The following is a 21,925-nucleotide window of genomic DNA, read 5'->3' on the forward strand; positions in this document are numbered from 1 at the left end:
CAGAACACCTTCTAATATATCTTTATTGACTTGAGGTTGATAAACTCATAGAATCCATGCTTTGCCATTTCTCTCCCCATTCCACTTCCCTTTACTCCTCCAAAAGGCATGCATGCTTCTGGCCTAAAGAAAGCATTGACAGCTACCATTCCAGTTTCGAGCTGTCTGGCAAGAAGTTTTCCTTTCTCTCTATCTTCTGTCCAGATACTTGCCCCCAGGCCGAACCGGGTTTTGTTGGCAATCTGGATGGCTTCCTGCTCATCCTTGACGGTGATTATAGGAGCTATTGGTCCAAATGTCTCTTCTGCCATCACTTTCATATCGGGTGTAGCATCGGCAAGAACAGTAGGAGAATAGAAGAACCCTTCACTGTTTACTCTTCCTCCAGGTACAAGGACTTTTGCTCCTTTTGAGGTGGCATCTTTCACCTGCTGTTCAAGCATGGTTATTTGTTCCTCACGCACCAAGGGCCCAATATCTGTGTTTTTGTCCATAGGGTCTCCAAGTCTTAGTTTCTCTGTTAGTTCCACAAACTTATTGGTGAACTCTTCCGCAACCTCCTGTGCTACTATGAACCTCTTGGCTGCAATGCATGTCTGTCCCGTGTTGATGCACCTGCTGGGGACAGCGACACTTGCTGCTTTCTCTACATCTGCGTCAGACAGCACTATAAATGGATCACTACCCCCGAGTTCCAGCACAAATTTCTTCATGTTGCGGGCTGCGAGTTCTGCGACTTTTTTTCCGGCAGCATCGCCACCTGTGAACGAGACGGCTTTAATCTCATTCTTTGATATGAGAGAGGAAGCTGTGGGTCCGTCAATGAGCAATGTCTGGAATACTCCTTCAGTAACTCCTGCTTCCAGAAATAGTTCTTCCATCTTCAGGGCACACATGGGCACATAACTGGAGTGCTTGAGCAGCATCACATTCCCTGCAGCAAGGATATGGGAAGCTGCACTAAGAACTTGCCAGAAAGGGAAATTCCAGGGCTTTATAGCCAATACCGGACCCATAGGCTCGTATGATACCATGGACTCAGAAGCATCTGTTTCTATCTGTTCCGGATGCATAAGCTCCTCTGCATGTGCAGCAAAATAGTCGATGGTATCGGCGCATTTTACAATCTCGCCAACGGATTGTTTTATGACCTTCCCCATCTCCTGAGTGATGAGTTCCCCAAGATCTTGTTTTCTTTCTCTCAGCAGCTTTGATACGCCATTTAGAACTTCACCACGTTCCGATACATCAAGTTCTTTCCATTCGTGAAAAGCTGCATTAGCTTTCTTTAGGCCTGTGTTTATTTGCTCTTCAGAATAGGGTTTAAATTGTTTGATAGTTTTTCCAGTTGTTGGGTTGATGGATGAGATAAGATTCATGGTGAAACTTCCAATAGATGATTGTTTCTCTGGATAGAAAAGAGGAAGGTATGGGGTATAAAGTTAGCTGGGGAATCTAAAGATGTTAGGTAGATGATGTAGGATAACTTGTTGTCACCCCATCACTATCTGTACAACCGTTGGATATTTTTTCATAATTATGTAGGCTATTGATCTGCCAACCCATAGCCTACCCTGCTGCATTGTGCGCAGGCGGCTGATCTCTCCCAAAGCCTGTAAGGCTTCCAAAGCATATGCATCATTAAGGTAACAGCTGCCTGGGACTTGGTTATCAAAGAAGAACAGCATTGGAAGTTTTAGTTTATCTTGCAGTTTTTCTGGTAGCTTTTCGCCGAGTTTCTTGAGTGTCGCGATCTCAAAAAAGTGATCCTTGTCAGCTTTTGTTTTTGCCGAGGGCTTTTCTTCCTGCAGGAGCTGAGTAAGGCTTTTTCTTTCGAACACTATGCTTTCGTTCATCTTATTGATCTCTGTTCTCATCCACCTCATGAGAACTGAATCATCACTCAGGGGGCGTCTTTCCTGCATATTAGATACTTCCTGTTTTATACAAAGATTGCTTACGATCATTTGTTTAGCAGTTTGTAGTATTATTGTTTCTGTATAGAGCAACAATTTAAGCAATGCAAGATATTTCTTACTAATAAGTTGATCCCATGCCGACACCATATTTTCTTTATGAAGAACAGCTTCAGCAGATAAAGGCCATCTTGCTGGAAACATTTGATGGGGAGGATGTTAAGATAATACTTCTTAATCTTGGTGAGCCAAGATCTTCCCGCAATTCAATGGAGGTTGCCATAGGTATACTTCCCCGTTCTCCCTATAATCGAAAAAAGTTGATTTATTCGATGGAAAAGATAGAGGAAATTAATTTCCCATACACTGTGGATCTTATAGATCTTTCCAGGGTTTCGGAAAGTCTCAGAAATCACTTGCTGGAAGGCGGTGATCTCTGGAAGGGTTGGGAATAAGGTGCATTTAATCACAATTATTTCATTTGATTTTTCTTCTTTGAAATGATCTTCTTTAGCTAAAAATTCTCCTCCTACAAAGAAATTATATTAACTTGAAATGCATCCTCTAATCATGAAATTCCAGAATGAAGAGTATGAAGGGGAAACATTCAAGGACCTTGATCTGACAGGTACATCTTTCAAAAGCTCAAAGTTCATAGATTGTAATTTTGAGAATTGCAACTTGTCAAACGTAGACCTGAATGGCACAAAGTTCAAGGATATCAGATTCAGGAAATGTAAAATTCTGGGATTGGATTTTTCAAAATGCAATGACTTTATGCTCAGTATGGGATTTGAAGATTCTTTTCTTTCATATTCTATTTTTTCAGATATGAATTTAGAAAACACGGATTTCATTAACTGCCAGATATATGACTGTGATTTTCTCAATACCAACCTCAAAAATGCAAATTTTGAAGGATCTGATCTTAAAAATAGTCTATTTGGACACACAAACCTTAGTTTCACGTCTTTCAGGAATGCAAAGAACTACAATATAGATCCAAACAACAATTTCCTGAAAAAGACCAAATTTTCTATTCCTGAGGTAATCTCTCTTTTAAATATCTATGATATAGAGCTGGAATAAGCAGTTGGCAAATCAAAAAAAGAACTGCATTTGCCAACACATATAAATTCCTTCCTTACAACCTCTTTATTATGTACGACCTGATGGACACTGCAGAAAAGATCCGTACCATGGAAATCCGTGGAGCCGGCAGGATAGCAGTTGCAGCTTCGGCAGCTATGAGGGATCATGCACAGACCCTTAGTTCCCTGTCTCCCGAAGAGTTCGAGAATAGTATCAATGAAGCTGCAGGACTACTTGTGGAAACCAGACCCACAGCTGTTTCCCTTCCGAATGCGGTAGCTCTTACAAAAAAGCATTCATCTCATGATGTCAGCAAAGCTATTGCTGAGATCGTTGCTAATTCCGAGAAATTCATAAAGAATGCAAATGAAGCACTGGAAAAGATTGGTAAGGTCGGTGCCAGGCGTATCCGTGATGGGGACGTTATTATGACCCATTGCAATTCTCATGCTGCAATTGCTATCATCAAGACAGCATTTAAGCAAGGCAAGAAGATCTCAGTGATAGCTACGGAATCCAGGCCCCGCAGGCAGGGTTTCATTACTATCCGTGAACTGAACGATGCAGGGATTCCCACAACACTCATTGTGGACTCTGCTGTGAGGCTGGTCATGAAAGATGTGGACCTTGTGGTAGTAGGTGCGGATTCCATTGCAGTTAACGGTGCATTGGTCAATAAGATCGGTACTTCCCAGCTTGCACTGGCAGCCAGGGAAGCTCGCAAGAACGTTTTAGTTGCAGCTGAGACTTACAAGTTCAGCCCCAACACTATTCTGGGACAGATGGTAGAGATTGAAGATCGTTCAAGTGATGAGGTCATAGACCCCAATCTACTCAAAGAGATGCCCAATGTAAAAGTGAGGAATCCAGCTTTTGACATCACGCCACCGGAATACATTGACCTCATTATTACTGATGCAGGTGCTTTTCCTCCTGCAATGGCATACATGGTTATTAAAGAATATCTTGGGCTGGACCTGGTGGATTTGAAGTAATTCTAACATATCCACATTTATGCACATGAAGGCTATCCAGGCTCAGTAGAAATTCCTGCTATCGATATTAGGCGAGGACTCAATAAAACAATATTTTGTAATAACTTACTCGATATTTGTGTGGATTGCTTTTTATGTATTAATACCAAGCATGGAAGGCAATGTAAAGAGCTGGAATTGGAACATGCGTCATAGGTACTTTTATATAGTATTACCTCAGAACCGAATAAGGCTTTAAAAAGCTACTACTTTAGCTTCATATGTTCTCTGGGTGGTTAGTTGGCAGTCATTTATCTGAAATCGGATAGTAATCTATGGTACATGTGAAGGATTCCTTACATAAGTCCGTTCTTCATTATGTATCGAATCTTCCTGTTTTGTGACAGGAATAACCTTCAGTGAACGAGTTTTTTATTGACAATGAGGAAGTGAAGATGTATTTTAATGCTTACTCCATCCCTGTATTCACATCGTGCATCATTGTCTGTATTATTCTCTATTATTCAAAAGACTACAAAACAACTCCAGGTTCAAAATATATGCCCCTGCTTCTGGGTTCCATAGCAATTTATTCATTTTTTTATGGACTTGAGATTTCTTCCACTAATCTTCAAACATTCATTCTGTTTTATAAGCTAGAATATATCGGAATTCCTTTTGTACCTTTATTCTTTCTGTTGTTCATAGTGAACTATAGTGGTAAAAAAAACTTATTGCCAATGCCTTTATTGGCCTTATTTCTGGTAATTCCCATCACAACGGTTCTACTTGTTTTCACCACAAAATATCATACATTGTTCCACAAAACATATTACATAAATTATGATGGTATCTTTCCAGTGTTAGACTTTGATCCAGGTGTATGGTACTGGGTACATTTTTCATATACTTTCATCTGCATTGTCCTTGGTCTGATTCTACTTTTCAGTATGCTGCCAGGAACACTTCCGGTTTTCCGTAAACAAATTGCCATTGTAATAATCGGCTCCTCCGTCCCCCTTTTAACCCTTTTAATCTATTTGGCTGGAATGTTTCCCTGGGGTATTGATCCATTTCCTTTTTCCCTCACATTGAGTGCGATCATTATATTTATAGGATTTACACGATACAAATTGTTCAATCTTACCCCTCTGGCTCGCAGTCTGCTTTTTGAGAATCTGCCTGAAAGTGTCATAGTTTTTGATACGGAGCAGAGAATTGTGGATTATAATGATTCTGCTGTGAATAGTTGTTACATAAAACCAAAGGAAATAGGAACACATGTATCGGAATTGTCTGAACCATGGTGTAATCTTTTAAAAAGAAAACCTGATACCGGTGAGAGAAATGATATAGAGGTCCTAGAGGAAATTGAAGGTTCTGATTTCTGGTTTAGTATTACATTCCTTACATTGCATGATAAACATCGTAACACAATGGGTCAGATGGTTATCATAAAGGATATCACTGATCGTAAACAGTTGGAAGAATCCTTGCTTCAGGCTAAGGTTATTGCAGAGGCTGCAAGCCGCACAAAGAGTGAATTCCTTGCCAATATGAGCCATGAACTGCGGACACCTCTGAACTCCATAATTGGTTTTTCTGATGTCATGTTGGAAGGAGATCTAGGGGAGCTTCTTCCAAAACAGGATCATTGTCTTCAGTACATCTCTAATAGTGGAAAACACCTGCTTAACCTTATCAATGGAATACTTGACATAGCAAAAGTAGAAGCCGGTAGGATGGAATTTTCTCCTGAGAAGATCTACATTGAACCACTTATGGCAGAAATACTAGGGACTATGCAGTCCCTTTCAAGGAAAAAGCAACTAATTTTAAGAGTACAAAGGGACAAAGACGTGAATATTTTAGTGGCTGATGAGGCTAAACTAAAACAGATCATGTACAATTTGCTTGGAAATGCTATCAAGTTCACACCTGAAGGAGGGGAAATCGACATTAATATAAGTATAGTAGAAAACATGGTACGTATCTCTATTATTGACACCGGCATAGGCATATCTGTGGAGGATCAGAAGAAACTTTTCAGGCCATTCACGCAACTGGATTCATCTTACGGTCGCAAGTATCAGGGTACTGGGCTTGGACTTGCATTGACCAAAGAATTGGTTGAATTACATCGCGGCAGGATATGGGTGCAGAGCGAGGTAGGTAAAGGCTCTAAATTCTCTTTTGACATACCCATTGTTCAACCCAGTATAGTTTAACCCTATAACTACAGGCATTGATCCTATTTTCATATTCAGGTGTTCAATTACCTGATTAATAGTATTACCCTGAGTTGGAATTTCATCTGGAACCTAGAAACATACGTGAAGATCACTAATGTAGAAAACATATAATGTTATCCTTCAGTAAATTTATCACATTTGATCGGGATATGGAAATGTGATCCGGCCCAACAATAGATAAAGGTTTTATTCCTTTGATCAATTGGTCCTTGATTGAAGGAATATAGAACTTAAGGCAAAAGGTGTCGATTTATTGATGTTTTCCGGGAACACTATTTATTATCCTTCCAGTTCCACCATTTCAGAAGCTGTGGATCATGCTCCTCATTCGATGCATAATACACTGCACACCTGAAGACATAGAGCATGCACCTGTCTATCTTCATTCCTGCATTATCACAGAGTCTCAGGTAGAGTTCTTCAGGGTCTTTCCCCTTTAGATCTTTGACGGAACGAATACCCAATTCCCAGAGATCCTCTGCAGTTTTTTCACCTACACCCGGAATAACCTGCAATTCCATGAGAACTCTTATCTTGTTCCCATCTTTCATTTCTTTCCTACTGTGGCAATATAGATCACAAACTCATGCTCACCGTCAATATCCAGAAGTTCGTTCATGTCATCATCCAGAAATGCTCCTATGGAGCAAACCCCGCAATCAATGGCTTCTGCGCTCAGGTACAGGTTCTGGCATACATGGCCAGCATCAAGGTGCAGGTAACGATACCCTCTCTCGCCGTATCTCCATTTCATCCTGTATGCAAAAGCTGTCCATATGAAAGTCACTGCGCTTTTCTTTACAAAATCCTGTCCCAGGCAGGCTTCTGTAATCTCTTTTGCCATGTCGGTCTCAATATCTAATTGGAGCAGTTTATGCCCTATAGCAAGGAATCTATACAATCCGGGCTCAAGGTCCTCCACATTGTTGATCAACAAGTATGTTTCCAGTGCATGCCTTGCTCCTGCCGAGGGCACAGTCCTGAAAGTGACAACATTCTCTATAGTTTCTTTCACTCCCTGTGTACACCACAGGAGGTATGAGAGTTCGTTAAGTGTAAGGGGCTTATCAGAATAGCTGCGCACACTGGTACGATGTTCGATGGCACGCCTTAAATTCATGTCTTTGACATGAACAGTATCCGGATTAGGTAGTTCTATTATCTCTAGAGCATCATCTGGATCCTTTTGCAGAGGTGGCTGAGGATATCCTTCTGTTTGTGGTGCTTTTGCAAGGTACTGGAACCTTGTCAATTTCATGAAATCTTTACCTATCTCTTGCATTTCATACTCCCCTTATTGCATATTTTAGTGTACTCAAATCCTTATTGATATATTGATCTTTGAGTACTTATCAACTGTCATGTTTTTCCTTGATTGCACTAATAACCACAAATCCTCCTTCTCCATAACCATATTTTACGGGTTCAGCATTTTCTATCATTCCAAGTGGTCTAAAAAGTGTCTGGACTGTAGTAACTTCTCTTAAACATGCTTCATGGAGGAATTCGGAGATTTCTTCTACTGAACGGAATCTTGCATATCTGTAAAACCTATTTTCCTGTTGTTTTTTCTCATATGTCTTTCCAAGTTCACTGTTCCTGTCTATCATTCCCAGGACAAGTCTGCCATCTGGTTTTAGTATCCTGTAAACCTCAGAGAATGCTTGATGCGGGTTGGTCAGAAAGCAGGCTACAGTGACCATCAGAACAATATCAAAGCTTTTCTCCTTGAAAGGCAAGTTTTCAGCCACAGCCTGTGTGCAAATTATTTTTCGTTCCCTGGTTATTTTAAGCATTTCTATGGAAGTATCTAAACCATAGGTGATATGCAGGCCCTCAGCAAATCTGCCAGTACCTACTCCAATCTCGATGGACCTTTGTTCCGGATGGATATGTCCCAGCACTTTGTTTATAGCCGCCAGCTCAGAATCGAACACTTTACTGTGCTCATCATACCAGGAATCGTATTCCAGTGCGTGCAGATCGAACGATGTTTTCATTCCAGCCTCTTAACAGAACATCAAATAAATCCTCTATGGATTCTTTTTCATCTGCACGTTTATAAACTAATAACCAAAAAACATCAGTAAAATAAATATTCTATAGCATAAATCCACCTCTTATGCCAGTAAGATGTGAATGGGCTTCTTTCAGTGATCTTGCTCTTAAATACCATGATGAGGAGTGGGGCGTGCCGATACACGATGACCGGTCACTTTTTGAATTTCTTGTGCTGGAAGGTGCACAGGCAGGCTTAAGCTGGGAAACGATCCTCAAAAAAAGGGATAATTTCAGGAAGGCATTTGATAATTTTGATCATGAGAAGGTTGCAGTCTATGATGATGCAAAAGTGGAGGATCTGCTTAAGAACGAAGGCATAATCCGCAACAAACTTAAGGTGCGGTCTGCCATTAATAATGCCCGGGCTTTCAAAAAAGTGAGGGATGAATTCGGTTCTTTTGATGCTTACATATGGGGCTTTGTGAACCATAGGCCAGTGCAGAACTCATGGACATCGCTGGCAGAGATTCCTTCAAAGACCGAAATTGCAGAAAAGGTAAGTAAGGACCTGAAAAAAAGAGGTTTCAGTTTCGTGGGTCCGATAATGGTCTATGCGTTCATGCAGGCAGTAGGCATGGTCAATGATCATGTTGTGGATTGTTTCAGGCATGAGCAATGCAGGGAGCTTGAACGAAAATAGCCATCTCTTTATTCTGTTTTAAGGATGAACTATATAGAAATACAAGGATATTTGTCCAGTTCCCTTAGGACAAATACCCGTACGGGTTCTTCTCATACCGTTCTAATGCTGTTTCAAGAGATAAGTTCGAAGTTCCGGATTCTGAGCCGAATAACAGGCTTGAAAGGGAAGGCTTGTTCATATATACTACGGTAGGCTCTCCTTCTATGCCAGCCAGTTCCGTGGCAATCTCAATAGCATCATAGAAATTTCCAAGTTCATCCACAAGGCCCAGTTCCTTTGCCTTTTTGCCAGTGTATATTCTGCCGTCTGCAATATCCTTGACTTCACTTACGGACATATTACGGCCTTCTGCGACATTTGTCACGAAGGTATCGTAAACTTCCATTATTACACTGTCGGCGTATTCCTTTTCCTCGTCAGAGAGGCCTCTCCATGAGCCTCCCATATCCTTGAATTCTCCGGATTTAGCTACATGGAATTCTATTCCTTCCTGGTCATAGTAAGCAGACATGTTCTCAAAGGTCCATATCACACCTATGCTACCCGTCATCGTAGAAGGGTTTGCCACTATCACGTCAGCAGGTACTGATATATGGTATGCTGCACTGGCAGCTACGTTACCCATGGATATCACTATAGGCATACCTTCTTCATGAGCTCTTTTAACTTCTTCATATATCTCCTCACCCGCAGTTGACGAGCCTCCGGGGCTATCTACCCTTAATACGATAGCTTTTACGCTTTCATCTTCTACAGCCTTACGGATATTCTCATTTATCCCGTCAGGAGTGGCATATCCCAATCCATTGTATATGCTGCCGGAAACAATTGAGCCTTCCACGTAGATCACTGCTATCTTATCACCTGTGGAATACAGATTGCCATCGAACGTACCCATGATGGCTGCAAGGCTTGCGACAATGAGGATAACAAGAAATCCTGCCAGCAACAGGTACATTTTCCATCTGCTTTTACGGGGTGCCATAGGCGGAGGTGTATTTCGGGTATAGGCCGAAGTTCCGCTTATCGGAGCATCCCTTTCCACTTTTCCTGCTGAATAAGGATCATTCTCCATGGCCGGTGTTTCTTCCCCATAAGTTGTATCGGGACTATTTGCCACATCTTCAGGATTCATCTGGATTATACCTTCTTGGCAAGAGAATGTACATGAACATTGAAATACTTATCTTGACTAATTAAACGCGGGTTTTATATAATTTCAAGATGTCTGGAATGTTTCTGACACAATATCAACAATATTGTCTGGATTTCGGCTACATTTCCTCATGTAGTAAGCAAATATCTATCAATTAATTACTAAGGACTTATGGCCCTATCATCCAAATAAAAACTAGAATCTCTTCATAGCTTTTTCATGAGAAACAGGAGTGCAGAGTACCGTGGAAGCGTCAAAACTTAATAAAATGTTCTGCTAAAACAAATCCAATTCCAGCAAAAATACCTGCATATATTTCTTTCAATAAATCATGAGATAGGTATCCTAATAAGGTGCATACTATAAGAATGGTCATGAAGTGCAAAACCATTCTATAATATATTTTAATTTTATCACCATGTCCTTATAAGCCCTTTTTTATTGATTGCAGGTTTTCTTCAAAGCTCTGCGCTACTGAGCTAAAGAACCAATACCAAAGATCATTGGTTATTATGGATCCTTTAAGCACTCAGCTATGGGATATAAGGTGCCCTGAAAGTTCAAATATAACTACACAAAAAATCAATTTGGAATAAATCCCATAAGAAATTTGATTGTTGATTTCCATGTTAGCTCCAAAAAATATATAGAAAACTAAGTCATTGTTTTGAATTCAAAAAGATAAGCATCCTGCGATTTTGCTCGCAGGAAATCTTTTTTAAGCAAATGGGTGCTCTGCAGTGTCCTTCTTTGCAAGTGCCTCATCAACTGTTGGAGTTCCGTCGATAGCGCGCTTTATTGCAAGCTTTGTTGCTTTGTAGTTGAACTCGTAGATCTTTTCCTTGTCTGTTGCATCCCACTCGAGAAATACTGAAACAATGACAAGAAGATTCTCTGCTTCTTCTTTTGGAATAACCCCGTCAGCTACACTGTCCATTACAGCTTTTGCAATAGCTGCCTGTGCAGGTCCGAACATCAGGGAAGCCTGGGCTACGTTCTTGATGGTTACCTTGTTCACCAGAAGTGTTGCTGGTTTTGGCATAACATTTGGTTCGAGTACTGCAAGTAATGGGGAATGGCCACGCTGTGGGTTTGCAAGTGCGTTCATGAATGCGTTCTCAACTGCACTTCCCTTTGTACCGATAACAAGATCGATGTGTGCAACTTCAGGTCCTTCTCCTACCAATGCTTCTCCAATAAGACTCTGTGTTATTTTTGCCATGTTGATTTTCTCCTTTTGGACTTTGTAGAAATACCCACATTGAATGCTCAAGTTCAGATGGTTCGAACATTCATGGATTTTGGATTATGTATGAAAGGTTTTCTACAATATCGTCTTGCACACCCTAATTACTAATAGTAATTTAAATACTTAAGCTAACCAATTAGTAATCAGGTGAGAATTCATGGGAAAATTAGAATGCAGCCCTATAGATAAAGCGATCAAAATAATAAGCAAGAAATGGACTCTTAACATTATAAGAGATATGTTCTGCGGAAGCAAACACTTCAATGATTTTTTGAAGAATAACCCAAAACTTAGCAGCAAGGTCCTATCAGAGAAATTGCATCAGCTGGAACAAGATGAGCTTATAGAAAAAGTAATCGTCTCTAAGACACCTTTAACTATAGAATATCACCTAACAAGCAAAGGTAGGAATTTGAACAAACTGCTTTATGAGATCTCAGGATTTGCTTATAATGAATGTGTTGATGAATCTGCTCCTGAATGTACAGAACATAGCTATGAGCTGACCAAAGAAATATTGGGCATCGAAGATTGAAACAGTTCTAGGTAGGACATTGGATAGTATTCATGATGTTAATCCAACTCAGCTTTTCATGAAACTCTCCCTGAAAATGAGGGGGAAGATCAATCTAAAAACTCAACTACTGCATTGTGATACCACGAATTTCAGTGTTTACGGCAATTATGAACATAGCGGTGATGGATCTACAATTGAGATAACTTATGGTCATGCCAAAGACAAAAGAGATGACTTAAAACGTTTTGGATTGGGAATGATCACGAATCAATGTGTGATTCCATTATTCACAAAGGCTTATTCGGGTAACACTTCAGACAAGGAGAGCATAATCAAAGCCATGAAACGACTTAAGGAAAACATAACTTTTCCTGATGATGTTTATTACATAGCTGACAGTGCTTTCTATTCTGAGGATAACATAAGATCGATGGGAGAAAGCATGAAATGGATCACCAGAGTTCCTCAAACACTGACCCTTTCTAAGGAGACATCTGCGGAAGGTCTGATCTATAGACACTGTTTAGAATTTGGAAATCATCTCATTGAATAACTCACAGTGATCTAAACGCCAGTGTTTTATCTCATTACTTACATATTATAAATTGGTCATAAGGGAATAAACTGTGAAATGAAGCGCATTCCGGACGGAGTAAAATCTGATCCATTAACAAACTTCATTGAGGCACAAGATGTAGAATGAAGTACATTCAGGACGGATTGAAACCCGATCCCGTAACAGGCTTCATTGACGCGTAAGATGTAGAATGAAGCGCATTTAATACGGATTAATATCTGATCCCGTAAAAGCTTCAATAACGCGTAACCCGTAACAAGCTTGAGTAACGCGTAAGATGGAAAGGGAAGCGCACTCAGGACGGATTAAAAACCGATCCAATAAACTTCATTGTAGCAGGTAAACCTTGTGGCCATCTTATTAACTCTTTTAATCAACTGTTATCTTTTAGTTGTCAATGTTTTCGTTGGTTTCTTCAGCTTCAGCAACACAAATAAGCAGTTTATCAAAACCTTTTCACTATGAAAAACATCTCTTTCTTGAGTTGCTTTTTCGATCTCATTTTCTTGGTGAATGTGAGATTTTTCGGCTCTGTAGGAATCCTATTAAAATCACTATCCATAGACCATATTTTAAGGGAATAATCATGATTCAGGATGACATATAGAAATTTTACTGATTTACATAATTGATTGAATTTAGAGCATTTCTACAAAGCCAAAAAAATCATATTTTTTAATCTTCATCCTTTCTTTCCAAGGAAATAATAAGCAATGGCCCCAAGGATACCAAATATAAGTGCTGCAAGTATCCACACAATTTTCATTACAGTACTCAGACCCTTGTTCTGGGTTAATACATCATATAAAACCCAGATAACAGAAATCAATACAATAAGGCCCCATATTGTTTCTATCATCTTTGAATCACTTCTCTATATTATACTAATTCAATATTATTATATAAGAGTTGCTTAATTTTTATGGATCTCCACAACATTGAGTGGGTAAGTTAATATGTTATTTCATCTAAACCCTTTTTAATGGAAGACAAAGACCTCATTCAACTTGCTCTGGGAATAACACCTCCCTGGTTTGTAAAAGAACTAAACCTCGATACTTCTGAGAAAAGGATGGATATTTACCTTGATTTTATAAAAGGAAGTAAATTCCTCTGTCCTGTATGTAATGAATTGTGCCCTATTCATGATACAAAAGAAAGAGTATGGAGACACCTGGATTTCTTCCATTACGAAACCTATCTTCATGCAAAGGTTCCCAGAATAAAGTGTAATGGACATGGTGTGAAGTTGACCGATCTTCCATGGACCAGACAGAACACGGGGTTTACCTTGTTCTTTGAAGCATTGATCGTTGCTATGTGCAAAGAAATGTCAGTTGCTTCCGTAGCTGATATAGTACATATTCATGAGGATTCAGTGTGGAGAATACTCAGTCATTATGTAGACAAAGCAAAAGAGGAAAGAGATATATCAGATCTTAAAACGGTCGGAGTAGACGAGATAGCTGTTAAAAAGGGCCATAACTACGTCACTTTGTTCTATGATATGGAAGAAGCAAGGGTCATACACATCGAAAATGGAAAAAGGAAGGATGTGTTCCAAAAATTCAGAACAGAGATCGCTGGCAAGGTAGATCATGAACAGATCCAATACATATCTATGGATATGTATCCTGCATTCAAAAGTGGGGCCAGGGAATATTTCCCAAAAGCTACGATCGTTTTTGATAAGTTCCATGTGATAAAGATGATGAATGATTCAGTTGATAGAGTAAGAAGAACTGAATCAAAAGAAAACCATGTTCTTAAGAATACCAGGTTTATGTGGTTAAAGAACCCTGAGAGATTGTCAGAAAAAGAAAACGTAATCATGGAATCTATCAAGAACCTTGATACAAAAACTGCTAAGGCATACCAGTTTAGATTGGCCCTTCAAAGATTGTGGAAAATAAAAGAGATATCAGTAGCAAGGGAATATCTTGATAAATGGCATTATTGGGGAACCCATAGCAATATCCCGGAGATAATTTCAGTGTCAAAAGCAATCAAAAAACATGCACAAGGGATTCTTGAAGCAATGAAGAATGGTCTAAACAATGGAGTTGCAGAAGGGCTAAACAATAAAATTAAAACCGCTTTTAAAAGATCTTATGGTCTAAAGACGGAAAAATACAGGAATACGATGATCTATCTGATGGCGGGAAAATTGACACTACCCACACGATGTTGAAGAGAGCCATTTTTATACATGTTTTTTCTATTAGGCAGTTGTAACTTTGTCACAAATTCCCTATACTTATGTACACTCAATCTTCTTATCTGTGAATTCTGTGTTCTATATGGTTATTTTGATGCTGATGTTTTCATGATAATTTCTACAGAACCCAAGCGTAATATATTTTATAATAGCATTCTATCCTCATCAAGTAAATCTATTCAATAAGGATCTGATATACTGCTCATATCATTTCGGAGATCATACATGTCAAAACTACCTGAAGATAAACCTGTACTTGTTACATGCGGCCTTCCTTACGCTAACGGCAAAGCCCATGTAGGCCATCTGCGAACGTACATTCCTGCGGACATCTATGTGAGATCCCTGAAAAAACGTGGGAAAGAAGTAACTTTCATTTGCGGTTCAGATACGCATGGAACGCCTATAGTTGTGAATGCAGAAGAATTGAAGATGACCCCTAAAGAGCTTGTGGAAATATACCATAAGCATTTTTATGAGGTATTCGGGTCCATGGGTGTCACGTTCGATGCCTTTGGAACAACAGATGATCCGGAAAATCACAACCGTACGCTGGATATCGTTAACCGGCTTATTGAAAAAGGATATGTTTATCCAAAGGTAATCGAGATAGCATATTGTCCCGCATGTGACCGTTTTCTTCCTGACAGATATGTGGCAGGCGTCTGTCCTCACTGCGGCCAGAATGCAAGAGGGGACGAATGTGACCAGGGTTGCGGTAAACACCTGGAACCCGGGGAGCTTAAAGAACCTGCATGCACCATTTGCCGTGGTCCTGCACAATATAAGGAACAGGAACATTTCTTCTTCAAGCTTTCCGAATTCAAGGACTTTCTGCTGGAACACCTGGAACATCTCGAAGGCACTTCCAATGCCAGAAACTATGCCCTTGGCTGGGTGAAACAGGAGCTTACCGACTGGTGTATCACAAGGACACTGGAATGGGGTGTGAAGTTCCCGGGTCACGATGATCTTGTTGTGTATGTATGGGTGGATGCACCTATCGGTTACATTGCCTTCACAGAGCAATGGGCTAAGGCGAATAACGAAAGCTGGGAGAAGTTCTGGAAAGGTGATTGTCCTATTGTCCATTTCATTGGTGGAGATATCATCTACCACCACTGTATATTCTGGCCTGCCATGCTCAAGGGTGCCGATTACAGCCAACCCTGGGCAGTGGTGTCTTCAGGCATGGTGAAGATCGAAGACAAGAAATTCTCCAAGAGCCGCGGATATGTTGTGTGGGTACAGGAGGATTACCTGGACCATGGTTTCCATGCTGATTTGCTGAGATATTACTTGATAAGTTACACATCCCATACCAAGGAAGTCAATTTCTCATGGAAGGTATTCCAGGAAAGGATAAACACTGAGCTTGTGGCTGTGCTGGGTAATTTCCTTTATCGCAGTCTACTGTTCGATTTCAAGAACTTCGGAGAGATTCCGGCAGGCAAGATATCACCTGAGATAATGGAAAAGATAAGGTCCACCATTAATGAGGTCACAGTTGCAATGGATGAATTCGAGTTCAAGAAGGCCATTGATACTGCTATGGCACTGGCTTCTTTCGGCAACTCCTATTTCCAGTCCAATGAACCATGGAAGCTAATTAAAGAGAATAAGGAAGCATGTGCTGAAGTGCTGGCAAACTGCATACAGATAGCAAAGGCATTGATCCTCCTGTTCGAACCAACCCTTCCTGAAAAGATGGAGATCGCCTGGAAACAGATAGGTATGGACTCAGATGTGCATACAGCAGGATATGAAGAAGCTCTGGTGCCTGTCGTAGCAGGTACAAAGCTTTCCAACCCCAGCATTCTCTTTGATAAGATCGAAGATGCCAAGATCGATGAGATGACTGCCATTTCCAATGAGAGGGTACGCAAAGCTCTTGCAAAGGAAGCAGGTATAATCGAAGAGGAACCTGTGGTAGTTCCTCTGAAAGACCAGATTACCTACGAGGATTTCGCAAAGGTGGATATCCGTGTCGGTAAGGTCCTTAGTGCAGAGAAGATAAAGAAATCCAAGAAACTGCTAAAACTGATGGTCGATGTCGGTGAACCAAAGCCCAGGCAGATAGTTGCAGGTCTTGCGGATTATTATCAGCCGGAAGAACTTGTGGGCAAGATCGTCAACGTTCTTGTAAATCTCCAGCCTGCAAAACTTTGTGGTGTGGAGTCTCAGGGCATGCTATTGGCAGCTGATGCAGGCGAACGTGTGTCTCTGCTGACTCCTGACAAGGAAATGAAACCAGGATCTATTGTCAGATAAAGGATCAAAAATCAAAAATCTAACTCCAAATTAGGAGTCTGTACACAGGTGCATTTGTAATTGCACCTGTTGCTAATTCTTTATTCCTTCTTTTCAAGCACCATCTCAAGGTAAGATGTTCTTATGGAGTCTTCCTTTCGGATGCCTAATGTTTCAAGAAATCTAAATATCTCTTCGCGGTGCTCTTCAATGTTACTTTCAGCCTGTTTCTCAACCTCGATGAATTCTCCAAGCCCTTCAACTGAATCAAGAGCAATGGTCATACCTTGACAGCTGAAGATTTCTCTTCTCTTACGGACTATCCCCGATTCAAAAAAACCAAGGGCTACAAGAATACTCCTTGCGCTGTCACCTTCTACTTCGGTTTCGAATTCCGGACGGGTCTTGGAAACGGAATCAAGCTTTTTTCCTTTATATGTGAGCACAGATCTTCCATCCACAGAGCGTATCCTCAATGCTTCGTCTGTTTCTGAAAAATCTCTCACAGGAGAGTTATAATAGGTATCCAGGTGTTTCTGGATACCTTCCGGCTTTGCACCCATAGAGGCAAGTTTCTCACGAAGTGAAATGTGGCTTGCCCGGGCTTTTACTTCTATCTCTATCATTTCACTCAGGCACGAACTTGGTGCCGTAATATATCATGCCTTTCTCGCCGCTCTGGCCAAGCTTCCTGAACACGGGTCTTACTTTCATGCCTATCTTCATGGATGCCGGATCACCTATGATCTGGCTGGTGAGGCTTGGTCCTTCTTCAAGTTTCACGATGCCAAGCACGTAAGGTGTCTGTTTCTCGAAACCCTCGGCAGCAGTGTGGATTACTGTATATGTAAGAATTTCTCCCTTTCCACTAAACTTGAAGTTTTCCAGTTTACCATCACGTCGGCATGTGGGGCACATGTTGCGGGGCGGATAGTAGTATGCTCCACAGTTAGTGCAGTGGGTACCTATCAGGTTATACCTGGCAACCTGTTTTCTCCAGAATCTCGGTACTGACATCGTGATCACCTGTCCCTCGAAAATATGTGTACTACAGCAGTGGCACCAGAACCTCCAACATTATGGGTCATACCAATCTCGGCTCCGTCCACCTGGCGTTTTCCGGCATCTCCGCGCAACTGTTCGACTATTTCCGCAGCCTGCTTGATACCCGTGGCACCAACGGGGTGTCCACATGATTTAAGTCCACCTGATGTGTTCACAGGTATCTTGCCTCCGATAGCTGTGTTTCCTTCTTCGGTGAATCTGCCACCTTCTCCTTTCTTGACAAAGCCAAGGTCTTCAATAGCACAGATCTCTGCAATGGTGAAGCAATCGTGTACTTCCACCAGGTCTATATCATTGGGTGTGAGTTTAGCCATCTTGAAGGCTCTTTTACCTGCTTCTACACTAGCATCCAGGGTTGTGATGTCCCTGCGGTCGTGAAGAGCAATGGTATCGCTGGCCTGACTTGTGGCTTTTACGTAAATTGGTGTATCAGTATATTTGTGGGCAATATCTGCAGGTGCAAGTATTACCGCTGCTGCACCGTCTGTAATGGGCGAGCAATCGAATATGTGCAGCGGATCAGCAACCATAATGGATTTCAGAACATTATCTACGGTTATATTGTTCCGATACTGTGCTATGGGGTTATGAATGCCGTTAGCGTGGTTCTTTACAGCTACCTGTGCCAGCTGTTCGCTGGTAGTGCCGTACTTATGCATATGTAATTTTGCTATCATGGCATAGAGCCCAGGGAAAGTTGCTCCCATTATGCCTTCCCATTCTCTGTCTGCGGCGGCTGCAAGGGCAGTCGATGCACTTGAGGAGGAGATATCCGTCATTTTTTCTACGCCGGCAGCTACTACTATATCCTCGTATCCGGATGCTACTGCATGTATACCTTGTCTAAGGGCTAATCCTCCGGAAGCACAGGCAGCTTCCACACGGGTTGCCGGCACGTGGAGTTCCTTTGCAAGTCCCGCATAGTCTGCTATTAAAGCGCCTATGTGTTCCTGTTCTATGAACTGGCCACCGCTCATGTTACCTACTATGATCGCGTCGATCTCTTCTCCGGTAACTCTGGCATCTTCCAACGCACCGACACCGGCTTCGGTAATGATGTCCCTTAAGGAAACATCCCAGTTTTCTCCAAATCTGGTGGTCTTTATACCAATAATTGCTACGTCTCTCATTTTTCTCACCTCATGCCAGTCTTATTTTTCCCTTATGCTTGGCATATGTTGCATAATCCACGTATATTGGATCTGCCAGAAGCTCCAGTACAGTAGGGGCTTTATTGCGTATCTCTTCTATCTTGTCAGTTACTGTGAAACTAAAAGCGTCTGCACCGGCACCTGATCCAAAAGCAGTGGCAAAGATCCTGTCCCCGGGTTTTGCCTGGTCAAGAGTTGCAGCAATTCCCATCATGCATGATCCTGAATATGTGTTACCAAGCTTTGGAACTACAAGGCCTGGTTTTATCTGTTCCTTGCTGAAACCCAGCATGGATGCTGCACGGGATGGGAATTTACCATTTGGCTGGTGGAACACAGCATAATCATAATCTTCTGGTTTTGTACCCATTTTTGCAAGCAATCCTTTTGCTGCATTTGTTACGTGCTTAAAGTATCCTGGTTCTCCGGTGAAGCGTCCTCCATGCTCTGGATATGGCATGCCTTCTCTTCTCCAGAAGTCAGGTGTATCAGTGGTAAAAGAGTATGTGTCTTCAATGACTGCTACAAATTCTGACTCCTTGCTGCCTATTACAAAGGCTACACCTCCGGCAGCAGCAGTGTATTCCAGTGCATCGCCAGGTGCTCCCTGTGCAACATCAGATCCTATTGCCAATCCCAAGTCTATCATTCCGGACTGCACAAGTCCCATACATGTCTGTATGGCAGCAGTTCCTGCCTTGCAGGCAAATTCATAATCTGCCGCTGTCAGGACGGGAGTAGCTTCCACAGCTTCTGCAACAATGGTACTGGTAGGTTTTACAGCATACGGATGGCTTTCGGATCCTGTGTATACTGCTCCTATCCTCTGGGCATCGATTCCTGATCTCTTTACTGCATTCCTTGCAGCTTCTACTGCAATTGTAGCTGCGTCCTCATCAAAATCAGGTAATGATTTTTCGTATACCATAAGACCTGATTTCAGGCTGTTGGCATCATCGCCCCAAACCCGGGCGATCTCGTCCACTTTAATCCTATATCTTGGGATATAGGCTCCGTATGAGATTATCCCTGCACTCATTTTTTCACCGATATTAGATATTATATAAGTGTTATTCCATTACGTGGTACTGACTATACTTTTTAAGGTTCTCGATCAATTGGTCAAGATCCATTGTGGTGGCTAAAAGAGGCAACCTGTCTATCTCTGCCATCTTTTTTGCCATGGGATCCAGTTCATTGCCTCTAAGTCCGTGTATTACCACTGCTCCTGGCTTCAGATTTGTGACCCTTATGGCTACAAGTGGCGATTTTCCGGTTGTCACTTTTGTGAATATCAAAGCTCTTTCGGTACTCCATCCATAAAGTTTCTGAAACTCATGTGATGAAAGTTCGAGAATGGCTTTCTGGCTGTCAACTACTGTAAATCCATATAGGGGTTTTTCTATACCCCTGTTTACGAAATCAGCTTCTATCAGGCTCGCCAGTTTGGCAAGTTGCATAGGAAATGTGTACTCGTAGGTTGCATAGACAGCTCTTGATGTGAGATCTGAAAAAAGTATACTTTCATAGGAATGTATCTTCTGTCCGCCTCTCAGTGAGTCTATTTCCAGTAGCGCCTCTACGATCCTGCTTACTATCAGCGTACCCGGGGATTTTCTCCTTCCACTTTCATAGTCACTTATAACTGAAGGGGATACTCCAAGGTAGCTTGACAGGTCCGTCTGAGGAATCTCGAAGTTTAACCTCCATTTTTTCAGAGCTTCGCCTGGTTTCTCTGAAAGTGTTATTTCACCGGCCATCTTTTCTGCGAGACGTTGGCGTATATTCTCACGAGATGCATTGTCAGCCATTTCATATTCTAAACGAGGCATACTTATATATATTTAACGAACGTCAAATCGTTGATTGACGAACAAAAGGAAACCATCAACCAAAGTTGTATCTACTTATTTATATTAAAAATTTCTTATATTATATATACATGTCTTCTAATAACGCTGAACAAAACACAAACGTCTCTGACATAGTATTGTATCTAAAGTGTCCACGAAAAGTATACTATTCAAAGCGTGCTCAAAAAACAAAGCCGAAGGATAATGTTTCCTTTGTTGAGCATCTTCTCCTTAAGGAACTTGGATTGAGATATCCACAGCTTTTAGGGTATGTTTCGTCAAAAGCCGATGACAAGAAAGACAAAATCCAAAGCGTATTCAATGAAGTATGTACTGAATTGAGCATCATATATGCTTCTGATCTTGAAGGGGTTTCAGAAGAAACAGTATCTGGAGCCATTGAAAAAGTAAATGCCTGCCTTGGAGATGTTGCCCTTAATGTGGCAGAGCTGCTTGAGGATGCAAGCAATGTATCTTTGGCAAAGGCGTTGTGCGGCATGGAAGTGCAGCCTGTGCTATTTGGGTCAAAAATGAAAGTTTCCGGAATACCTGCGGGTGTAGTTGAACTTGAAGGATCGAAGGTTCCGGTTATCGTCAAAACTGGCAAGTGCCCGGAATATGGAGTATGGGCAGATGACCGGCTTCATCTGACTGCCTTTTCAATGCTTGCGCAGGAGATTCATAATAGATCTATAGATGATGGAATTGTTATTTATTCGAGATCTGGTTGCATAAGACCTGTAAAAATAAGAGCAAACGACAGAAGACAGGTTCTTGGAGTATGCAGTAACATAAAGAAGATCAAAGAAGGTTTCCTGCCGGAAAGAAAAGAGGTACCTTTGTGTCATGACTGTGAATATCTCGAAAGCTGTGATGTAAAATCATCCCTTGTGTCTAAGTTCTTCTGATCTTCGATCAGATCTTCTTTTTTTGTGTTCCCATCTTACTTAT

22 protein-coding genes and 1 pseudogene are annotated in these 21,925 nt (G+C 41.3%); 10 read left to right on the forward strand and 13 right to left on the reverse strand.

Going from position 1 to position 21,925, the window contains the following annotated elements:
- Window positions 1–11: 11 nt before the first annotated feature.
- Window positions 12–1,379: an NAD-dependent succinate-semialdehyde dehydrogenase gene (locus ACC612_RS00565; RefSeq protein ID WP_371852508.1), complete on the reverse strand. Its 1,368-nt coding sequence runs from the start codon at window positions 1,377–1,379 to the stop codon at window positions 12–14.
- A 114-nt stretch (window positions 1,380–1,493) separates the two neighbouring features.
- The gene (locus ACC612_RS00570; RefSeq protein WP_371852509.1) at window positions 1,494–1,925 is read right to left on the reverse strand and encodes a DUF61 family protein; all 432 of its coding nucleotides are present in this window, start codon (window positions 1,923–1,925) and stop codon (window positions 1,494–1,496) included.
- Window positions 1,926–2,053: 128 nt separating this feature from the next.
- Between ACC612_RS00570 and ACC612_RS00575 the strand changes: the two genes are divergently transcribed.
- From ACC612_RS00575 to ACC612_RS00590, 4 genes are all read left to right on the forward strand, one after another.
- A complete protein-coding gene (locus ACC612_RS00575; RefSeq protein ID WP_371852510.1) occupies window positions 2,054–2,371 on the forward strand; it encodes a nucleotidyltransferase domain-containing protein in 318 nt (105 codons plus the stop codon).
- Window positions 2,372–2,486: 115 nt separating this feature from the next.
- Entirely contained in the window at window positions 2,487–3,005 is a 519-nt protein-coding gene (locus tag ACC612_RS00580) for a pentapeptide repeat-containing protein (RefSeq protein ID WP_371852511.1), read from the forward strand.
- A 71-nt stretch (window positions 3,006–3,076) separates the two neighbouring features.
- The gene (locus tag ACC612_RS00585) at window positions 3,077–4,003 is read left to right on the forward strand and encodes a ribose 1,5-bisphosphate isomerase (protein WP_371852512.1); all 927 of its coding nucleotides are present in this window, start codon (window positions 3,077–3,079) and stop codon (window positions 4,001–4,003) included.
- Between the two features lie 434 nt (window positions 4,004–4,437).
- On the forward strand, window positions 4,438–6,210 hold the full coding sequence (locus ACC612_RS00590; RefSeq protein WP_371852513.1) for a histidine kinase N-terminal 7TM domain-containing protein: 1,773 nt from the start codon (window positions 4,438–4,440) through the stop codon (window positions 6,208–6,210).
- A gap of 296 nt (window positions 6,211–6,506) precedes the next feature.
- Here the strand turns inward: ACC612_RS00590 and ACC612_RS00595 are convergent, their stop codons facing one another.
- The 3 genes from ACC612_RS00595 to ACC612_RS00605 all read right to left on the reverse strand — a co-directional run bounded on the left by ACC612_RS00595 (window position 6,507) and on the right by ACC612_RS00605 (window position 8,234).
- The gene (locus ACC612_RS00595; protein ID WP_371852514.1) at window positions 6,507–6,785 is read right to left on the reverse strand and encodes a helix-hairpin-helix domain-containing protein; all 279 of its coding nucleotides are present in this window, start codon (window positions 6,783–6,785) and stop codon (window positions 6,507–6,509) included.
- Window positions 6,782–7,516 carry a SagB/ThcOx family dehydrogenase gene (locus ACC612_RS00600; RefSeq protein WP_371852515.1) on the reverse strand — a complete coding sequence of 245 codons (735 nt, stop codon included), beginning with the start codon at window positions 7,514–7,516 and terminating at the stop codon, window positions 6,782–6,784. The genes ACC612_RS00595 and ACC612_RS00600 overlap by 4 nt, the downstream gene beginning before the upstream one ends.
- Before the next feature lie 70 nt (window positions 7,517–7,586).
- Window positions 7,587–8,234, reverse strand: coding sequence for a class I SAM-dependent methyltransferase (locus ACC612_RS00605; protein WP_371852516.1), 648 nt, complete (start codon window positions 8,232–8,234; stop codon window positions 7,587–7,589).
- Between the two features lie 122 nt (window positions 8,235–8,356).
- Here ACC612_RS00605 and ACC612_RS00610 point away from each other — a divergent pair, with 122 nt between their 5' ends.
- Entirely contained in the window at window positions 8,357–8,935 is a 579-nt protein-coding gene (locus ACC612_RS00610) for a DNA-3-methyladenine glycosylase I (protein ID WP_371852517.1), read from the forward strand.
- Window positions 8,936–8,999: 64 nt separating this feature from the next.
- Here ACC612_RS00610 and sppA read toward each other — a convergent pair whose 3' ends face one another.
- Together sppA and fae are read right to left on the reverse strand one after the other, a co-directional pair.
- The gene (sppA, locus tag ACC612_RS00615) at window positions 9,000–10,073 is read right to left on the reverse strand and encodes a signal peptide peptidase SppA (protein WP_371852518.1); all 1,074 of its coding nucleotides are present in this window, start codon (window positions 10,071–10,073) and stop codon (window positions 9,000–9,002) included.
- Between the two features lie 739 nt (window positions 10,074–10,812).
- Window positions 10,813–11,316 carry a formaldehyde-activating enzyme gene (gene fae / locus ACC612_RS00620; RefSeq protein ID WP_371852519.1) on the reverse strand — a complete coding sequence of 168 codons (504 nt, stop codon included), beginning with the start codon at window positions 11,314–11,316 and terminating at the stop codon, window positions 10,813–10,815.
- 184 nt (window positions 11,317–11,500) lie between these two features.
- On the opposite strand from fae, the gene ACC612_RS00625 reads away from it, so the two are divergent.
- Both ACC612_RS00625 and ACC612_RS00630 read left to right on the forward strand, forming a co-directional pair.
- The gene (locus tag ACC612_RS00625) at window positions 11,501–11,878 is read left to right on the forward strand and encodes a winged helix-turn-helix transcriptional regulator (protein WP_371852520.1); all 378 of its coding nucleotides are present in this window, start codon (window positions 11,501–11,503) and stop codon (window positions 11,876–11,878) included.
- Window positions 11,877–12,380, forward strand: a pseudogene (locus ACC612_RS00630) (IS1634 family transposase); the annotation flags it as partial. The gene ACC612_RS00625 and the pseudogene ACC612_RS00630, both read left to right, overlap by 2 nt.
- Window positions 12,381–13,119: 739 nt before the next feature.
- Here the strand turns inward: ACC612_RS00630 and ACC612_RS00635 are convergent.
- Entirely contained in the window at window positions 13,120–13,296 is a 177-nt protein-coding gene (locus ACC612_RS00635; protein WP_371852521.1) for a PLDc N-terminal domain-containing protein, read from the reverse strand.
- Between the two features lie 123 nt (window positions 13,297–13,419).
- Here ACC612_RS00635 and ACC612_RS00640 point away from each other — a divergent pair, with 123 nt between their 5' ends.
- Both ACC612_RS00640 and metG read left to right on the forward strand, forming a co-directional pair.
- Window positions 13,420–14,628 (forward strand): ISL3 family transposase, encoded by a 1,209-nt coding sequence (locus tag ACC612_RS00640; protein WP_371852522.1) that lies wholly within the window; start codon window positions 13,420–13,422, stop codon window positions 14,626–14,628.
- Between the two features lie 252 nt (window positions 14,629–14,880).
- Window positions 14,881–16,926, forward strand: coding sequence for a methionine--tRNA ligase (metG, locus tag ACC612_RS00645; RefSeq protein WP_371852523.1), 2,046 nt, complete (start codon window positions 14,881–14,883; stop codon window positions 16,924–16,926).
- A gap of 80 nt (window positions 16,927–17,006) precedes the next feature.
- On the opposite strand, the gene cyaB is transcribed toward metG, so the two are convergent.
- From cyaB to ACC612_RS00670, 5 genes are read right to left on the reverse strand one after another with little or no spacing between them, the layout of a single operon-like run.
- The gene (gene cyaB, locus ACC612_RS00650; RefSeq protein WP_371852524.1) at window positions 17,007–17,531 is read right to left on the reverse strand and encodes a class IV adenylate cyclase; all 525 of its coding nucleotides are present in this window, start codon (window positions 17,529–17,531) and stop codon (window positions 17,007–17,009) included.
- A gap of 1 nt (window position 17,532) precedes the next feature.
- Window positions 17,533–17,922: a Zn-ribbon domain-containing OB-fold protein gene (locus tag ACC612_RS00655; RefSeq protein ID WP_371852525.1), complete on the reverse strand. Its 390-nt coding sequence runs from the start codon at window positions 17,920–17,922 to the stop codon at window positions 17,533–17,535.
- Between the two features lie 5 nt (window positions 17,923–17,927).
- Entirely contained in the window at window positions 17,928–19,100 is a 1,173-nt protein-coding gene (locus ACC612_RS00660) for a thiolase domain-containing protein (protein ID WP_371852526.1), read from the reverse strand.
- A gap of 10 nt (window positions 19,101–19,110) precedes the next feature.
- Window positions 19,111–20,160 (reverse strand): hydroxymethylglutaryl-CoA synthase, encoded by a 1,050-nt coding sequence (locus ACC612_RS00665; RefSeq protein WP_371852527.1) that lies wholly within the window; start codon window positions 20,158–20,160, stop codon window positions 19,111–19,113.
- A 31-nt stretch (window positions 20,161–20,191) separates the two neighbouring features.
- On the reverse strand, window positions 20,192–20,932 hold the full coding sequence (locus ACC612_RS00670) for a helix-turn-helix domain-containing protein (RefSeq protein WP_371852528.1): 741 nt from the start codon (window positions 20,930–20,932) through the stop codon (window positions 20,192–20,194).
- A gap of 131 nt (window positions 20,933–21,063) precedes the next feature.
- Between ACC612_RS00670 and ACC612_RS00675 the strand changes: the two genes are divergently transcribed.
- Window positions 21,064–21,882, forward strand: a complete 819-nt coding sequence (locus ACC612_RS00675; protein ID WP_371852529.1) for a Dna2/Cas4 domain-containing protein — start codon at window positions 21,064–21,066, stop codon at window positions 21,880–21,882.
- Window positions 21,883–21,925 lie beyond the last annotated feature (43 nt).

The organism is Methanomethylovorans sp., from assembly GCF_041447285.1.
Lineage (GTDB): Archaea > Halobacteriota > Methanosarcinia > Methanosarcinales > Methanosarcinaceae > Methanomethylovorans.

What these genes read in the sequence shown, in the direction of transcription:
- ACC612_RS00580 (WP_371852511.1), top strand. Translation starts at nt 2,487, where the DNA reads ATGAAATTCCAGAATGAAGAGTATGAAGGGGAAACATTCAAGGACCTT.
- ACC612_RS00670 (WP_371852528.1), bottom strand. Translation starts at nt 20,932, where the DNA reads ATGGCTGACAATGCATCTCGTGAGAATATACGCCAACGTCTCGCAGAA.
- ACC612_RS00655 (WP_371852525.1), bottom strand. Translation starts at nt 17,922, where the DNA reads ATGTCAGTACCGAGATTCTGGAGAAAACAGGTTGCCAGGTATAACCTG.
- cyaB (WP_371852524.1), bottom strand. Translation starts at nt 17,531, where the DNA reads ATGATAGAGATAGAAGTAAAAGCCCGGGCAAGCCACATTTCACTTCGT.
- ACC612_RS00565 (WP_371852508.1), bottom strand. Translation starts at nt 1,379, where the DNA reads ATGAATCTTATCTCATCCATCAACCCAACAACTGGAAAAACTATCAAA.
- sppA (WP_371852518.1), bottom strand. Translation starts at nt 10,073, where the DNA reads ATGAATCCTGAAGATGTGGCAAATAGTCCCGATACAACTTATGGGGAA.
- ACC612_RS00575 (WP_371852510.1), top strand. Translation starts at nt 2,054, where the DNA reads ATGCCGACACCATATTTTCTTTATGAAGAACAGCTTCAGCAGATAAAG.
- ACC612_RS00610 (WP_371852517.1), top strand. Translation starts at nt 8,357, where the DNA reads ATGCCAGTAAGATGTGAATGGGCTTCTTTCAGTGATCTTGCTCTTAAA.
- ACC612_RS00590 (WP_371852513.1), top strand. Translation starts at nt 4,438, where the DNA reads ATGTATTTTAATGCTTACTCCATCCCTGTATTCACATCGTGCATCATT.
- ACC612_RS00640 (WP_371852522.1), top strand. Translation starts at nt 13,420, where the DNA reads ATGGAAGACAAAGACCTCATTCAACTTGCTCTGGGAATAACACCTCCC.
- ACC612_RS00595 (WP_371852514.1), bottom strand. Translation starts at nt 6,785, where the DNA reads ATGAAAGATGGGAACAAGATAAGAGTTCTCATGGAATTGCAGGTTATT.
- ACC612_RS00600 (WP_371852515.1), bottom strand. Translation starts at nt 7,516, where the DNA reads ATGCAAGAGATAGGTAAAGATTTCATGAAATTGACAAGGTTCCAGTAC.
- ACC612_RS00570 (WP_371852509.1), bottom strand. Translation starts at nt 1,925, where the DNA reads ATGCAGGAAAGACGCCCCCTGAGTGATGATTCAGTTCTCATGAGGTGG.
- ACC612_RS00660 (WP_371852526.1), bottom strand. Translation starts at nt 19,100, where the DNA reads ATGAGAGACGTAGCAATTATTGGTATAAAGACCACCAGATTTGGAGAA.
- ACC612_RS00585 (WP_371852512.1), top strand. Translation starts at nt 3,077, where the DNA reads ATGTACGACCTGATGGACACTGCAGAAAAGATCCGTACCATGGAAATC.
- ACC612_RS00605 (WP_371852516.1), bottom strand. Translation starts at nt 8,234, where the DNA reads ATGAAAACATCGTTCGATCTGCACGCACTGGAATACGATTCCTGGTAT.
- fae (WP_371852519.1), bottom strand. Translation starts at nt 11,316, where the DNA reads ATGGCAAAAATAACACAGAGTCTTATTGGAGAAGCATTGGTAGGAGAA.
- ACC612_RS00625 (WP_371852520.1), top strand. Translation starts at nt 11,501, where the DNA reads ATGGGAAAATTAGAATGCAGCCCTATAGATAAAGCGATCAAAATAATA.
- ACC612_RS00665 (WP_371852527.1), bottom strand. Translation starts at nt 20,160, where the DNA reads ATGAGTGCAGGGATAATCTCATACGGAGCCTATATCCCAAGATATAGG.
- ACC612_RS00675 (WP_371852529.1), top strand. Translation starts at nt 21,064, where the DNA reads ATGTCTTCTAATAACGCTGAACAAAACACAAACGTCTCTGACATAGTA.
- ACC612_RS00635 (WP_371852521.1), bottom strand. Translation starts at nt 13,296, where the DNA reads ATGATAGAAACAATATGGGGCCTTATTGTATTGATTTCTGTTATCTGG.
- metG (WP_371852523.1), top strand. Translation starts at nt 14,881, where the DNA reads ATGTCAAAACTACCTGAAGATAAACCTGTACTTGTTACATGCGGCCTT.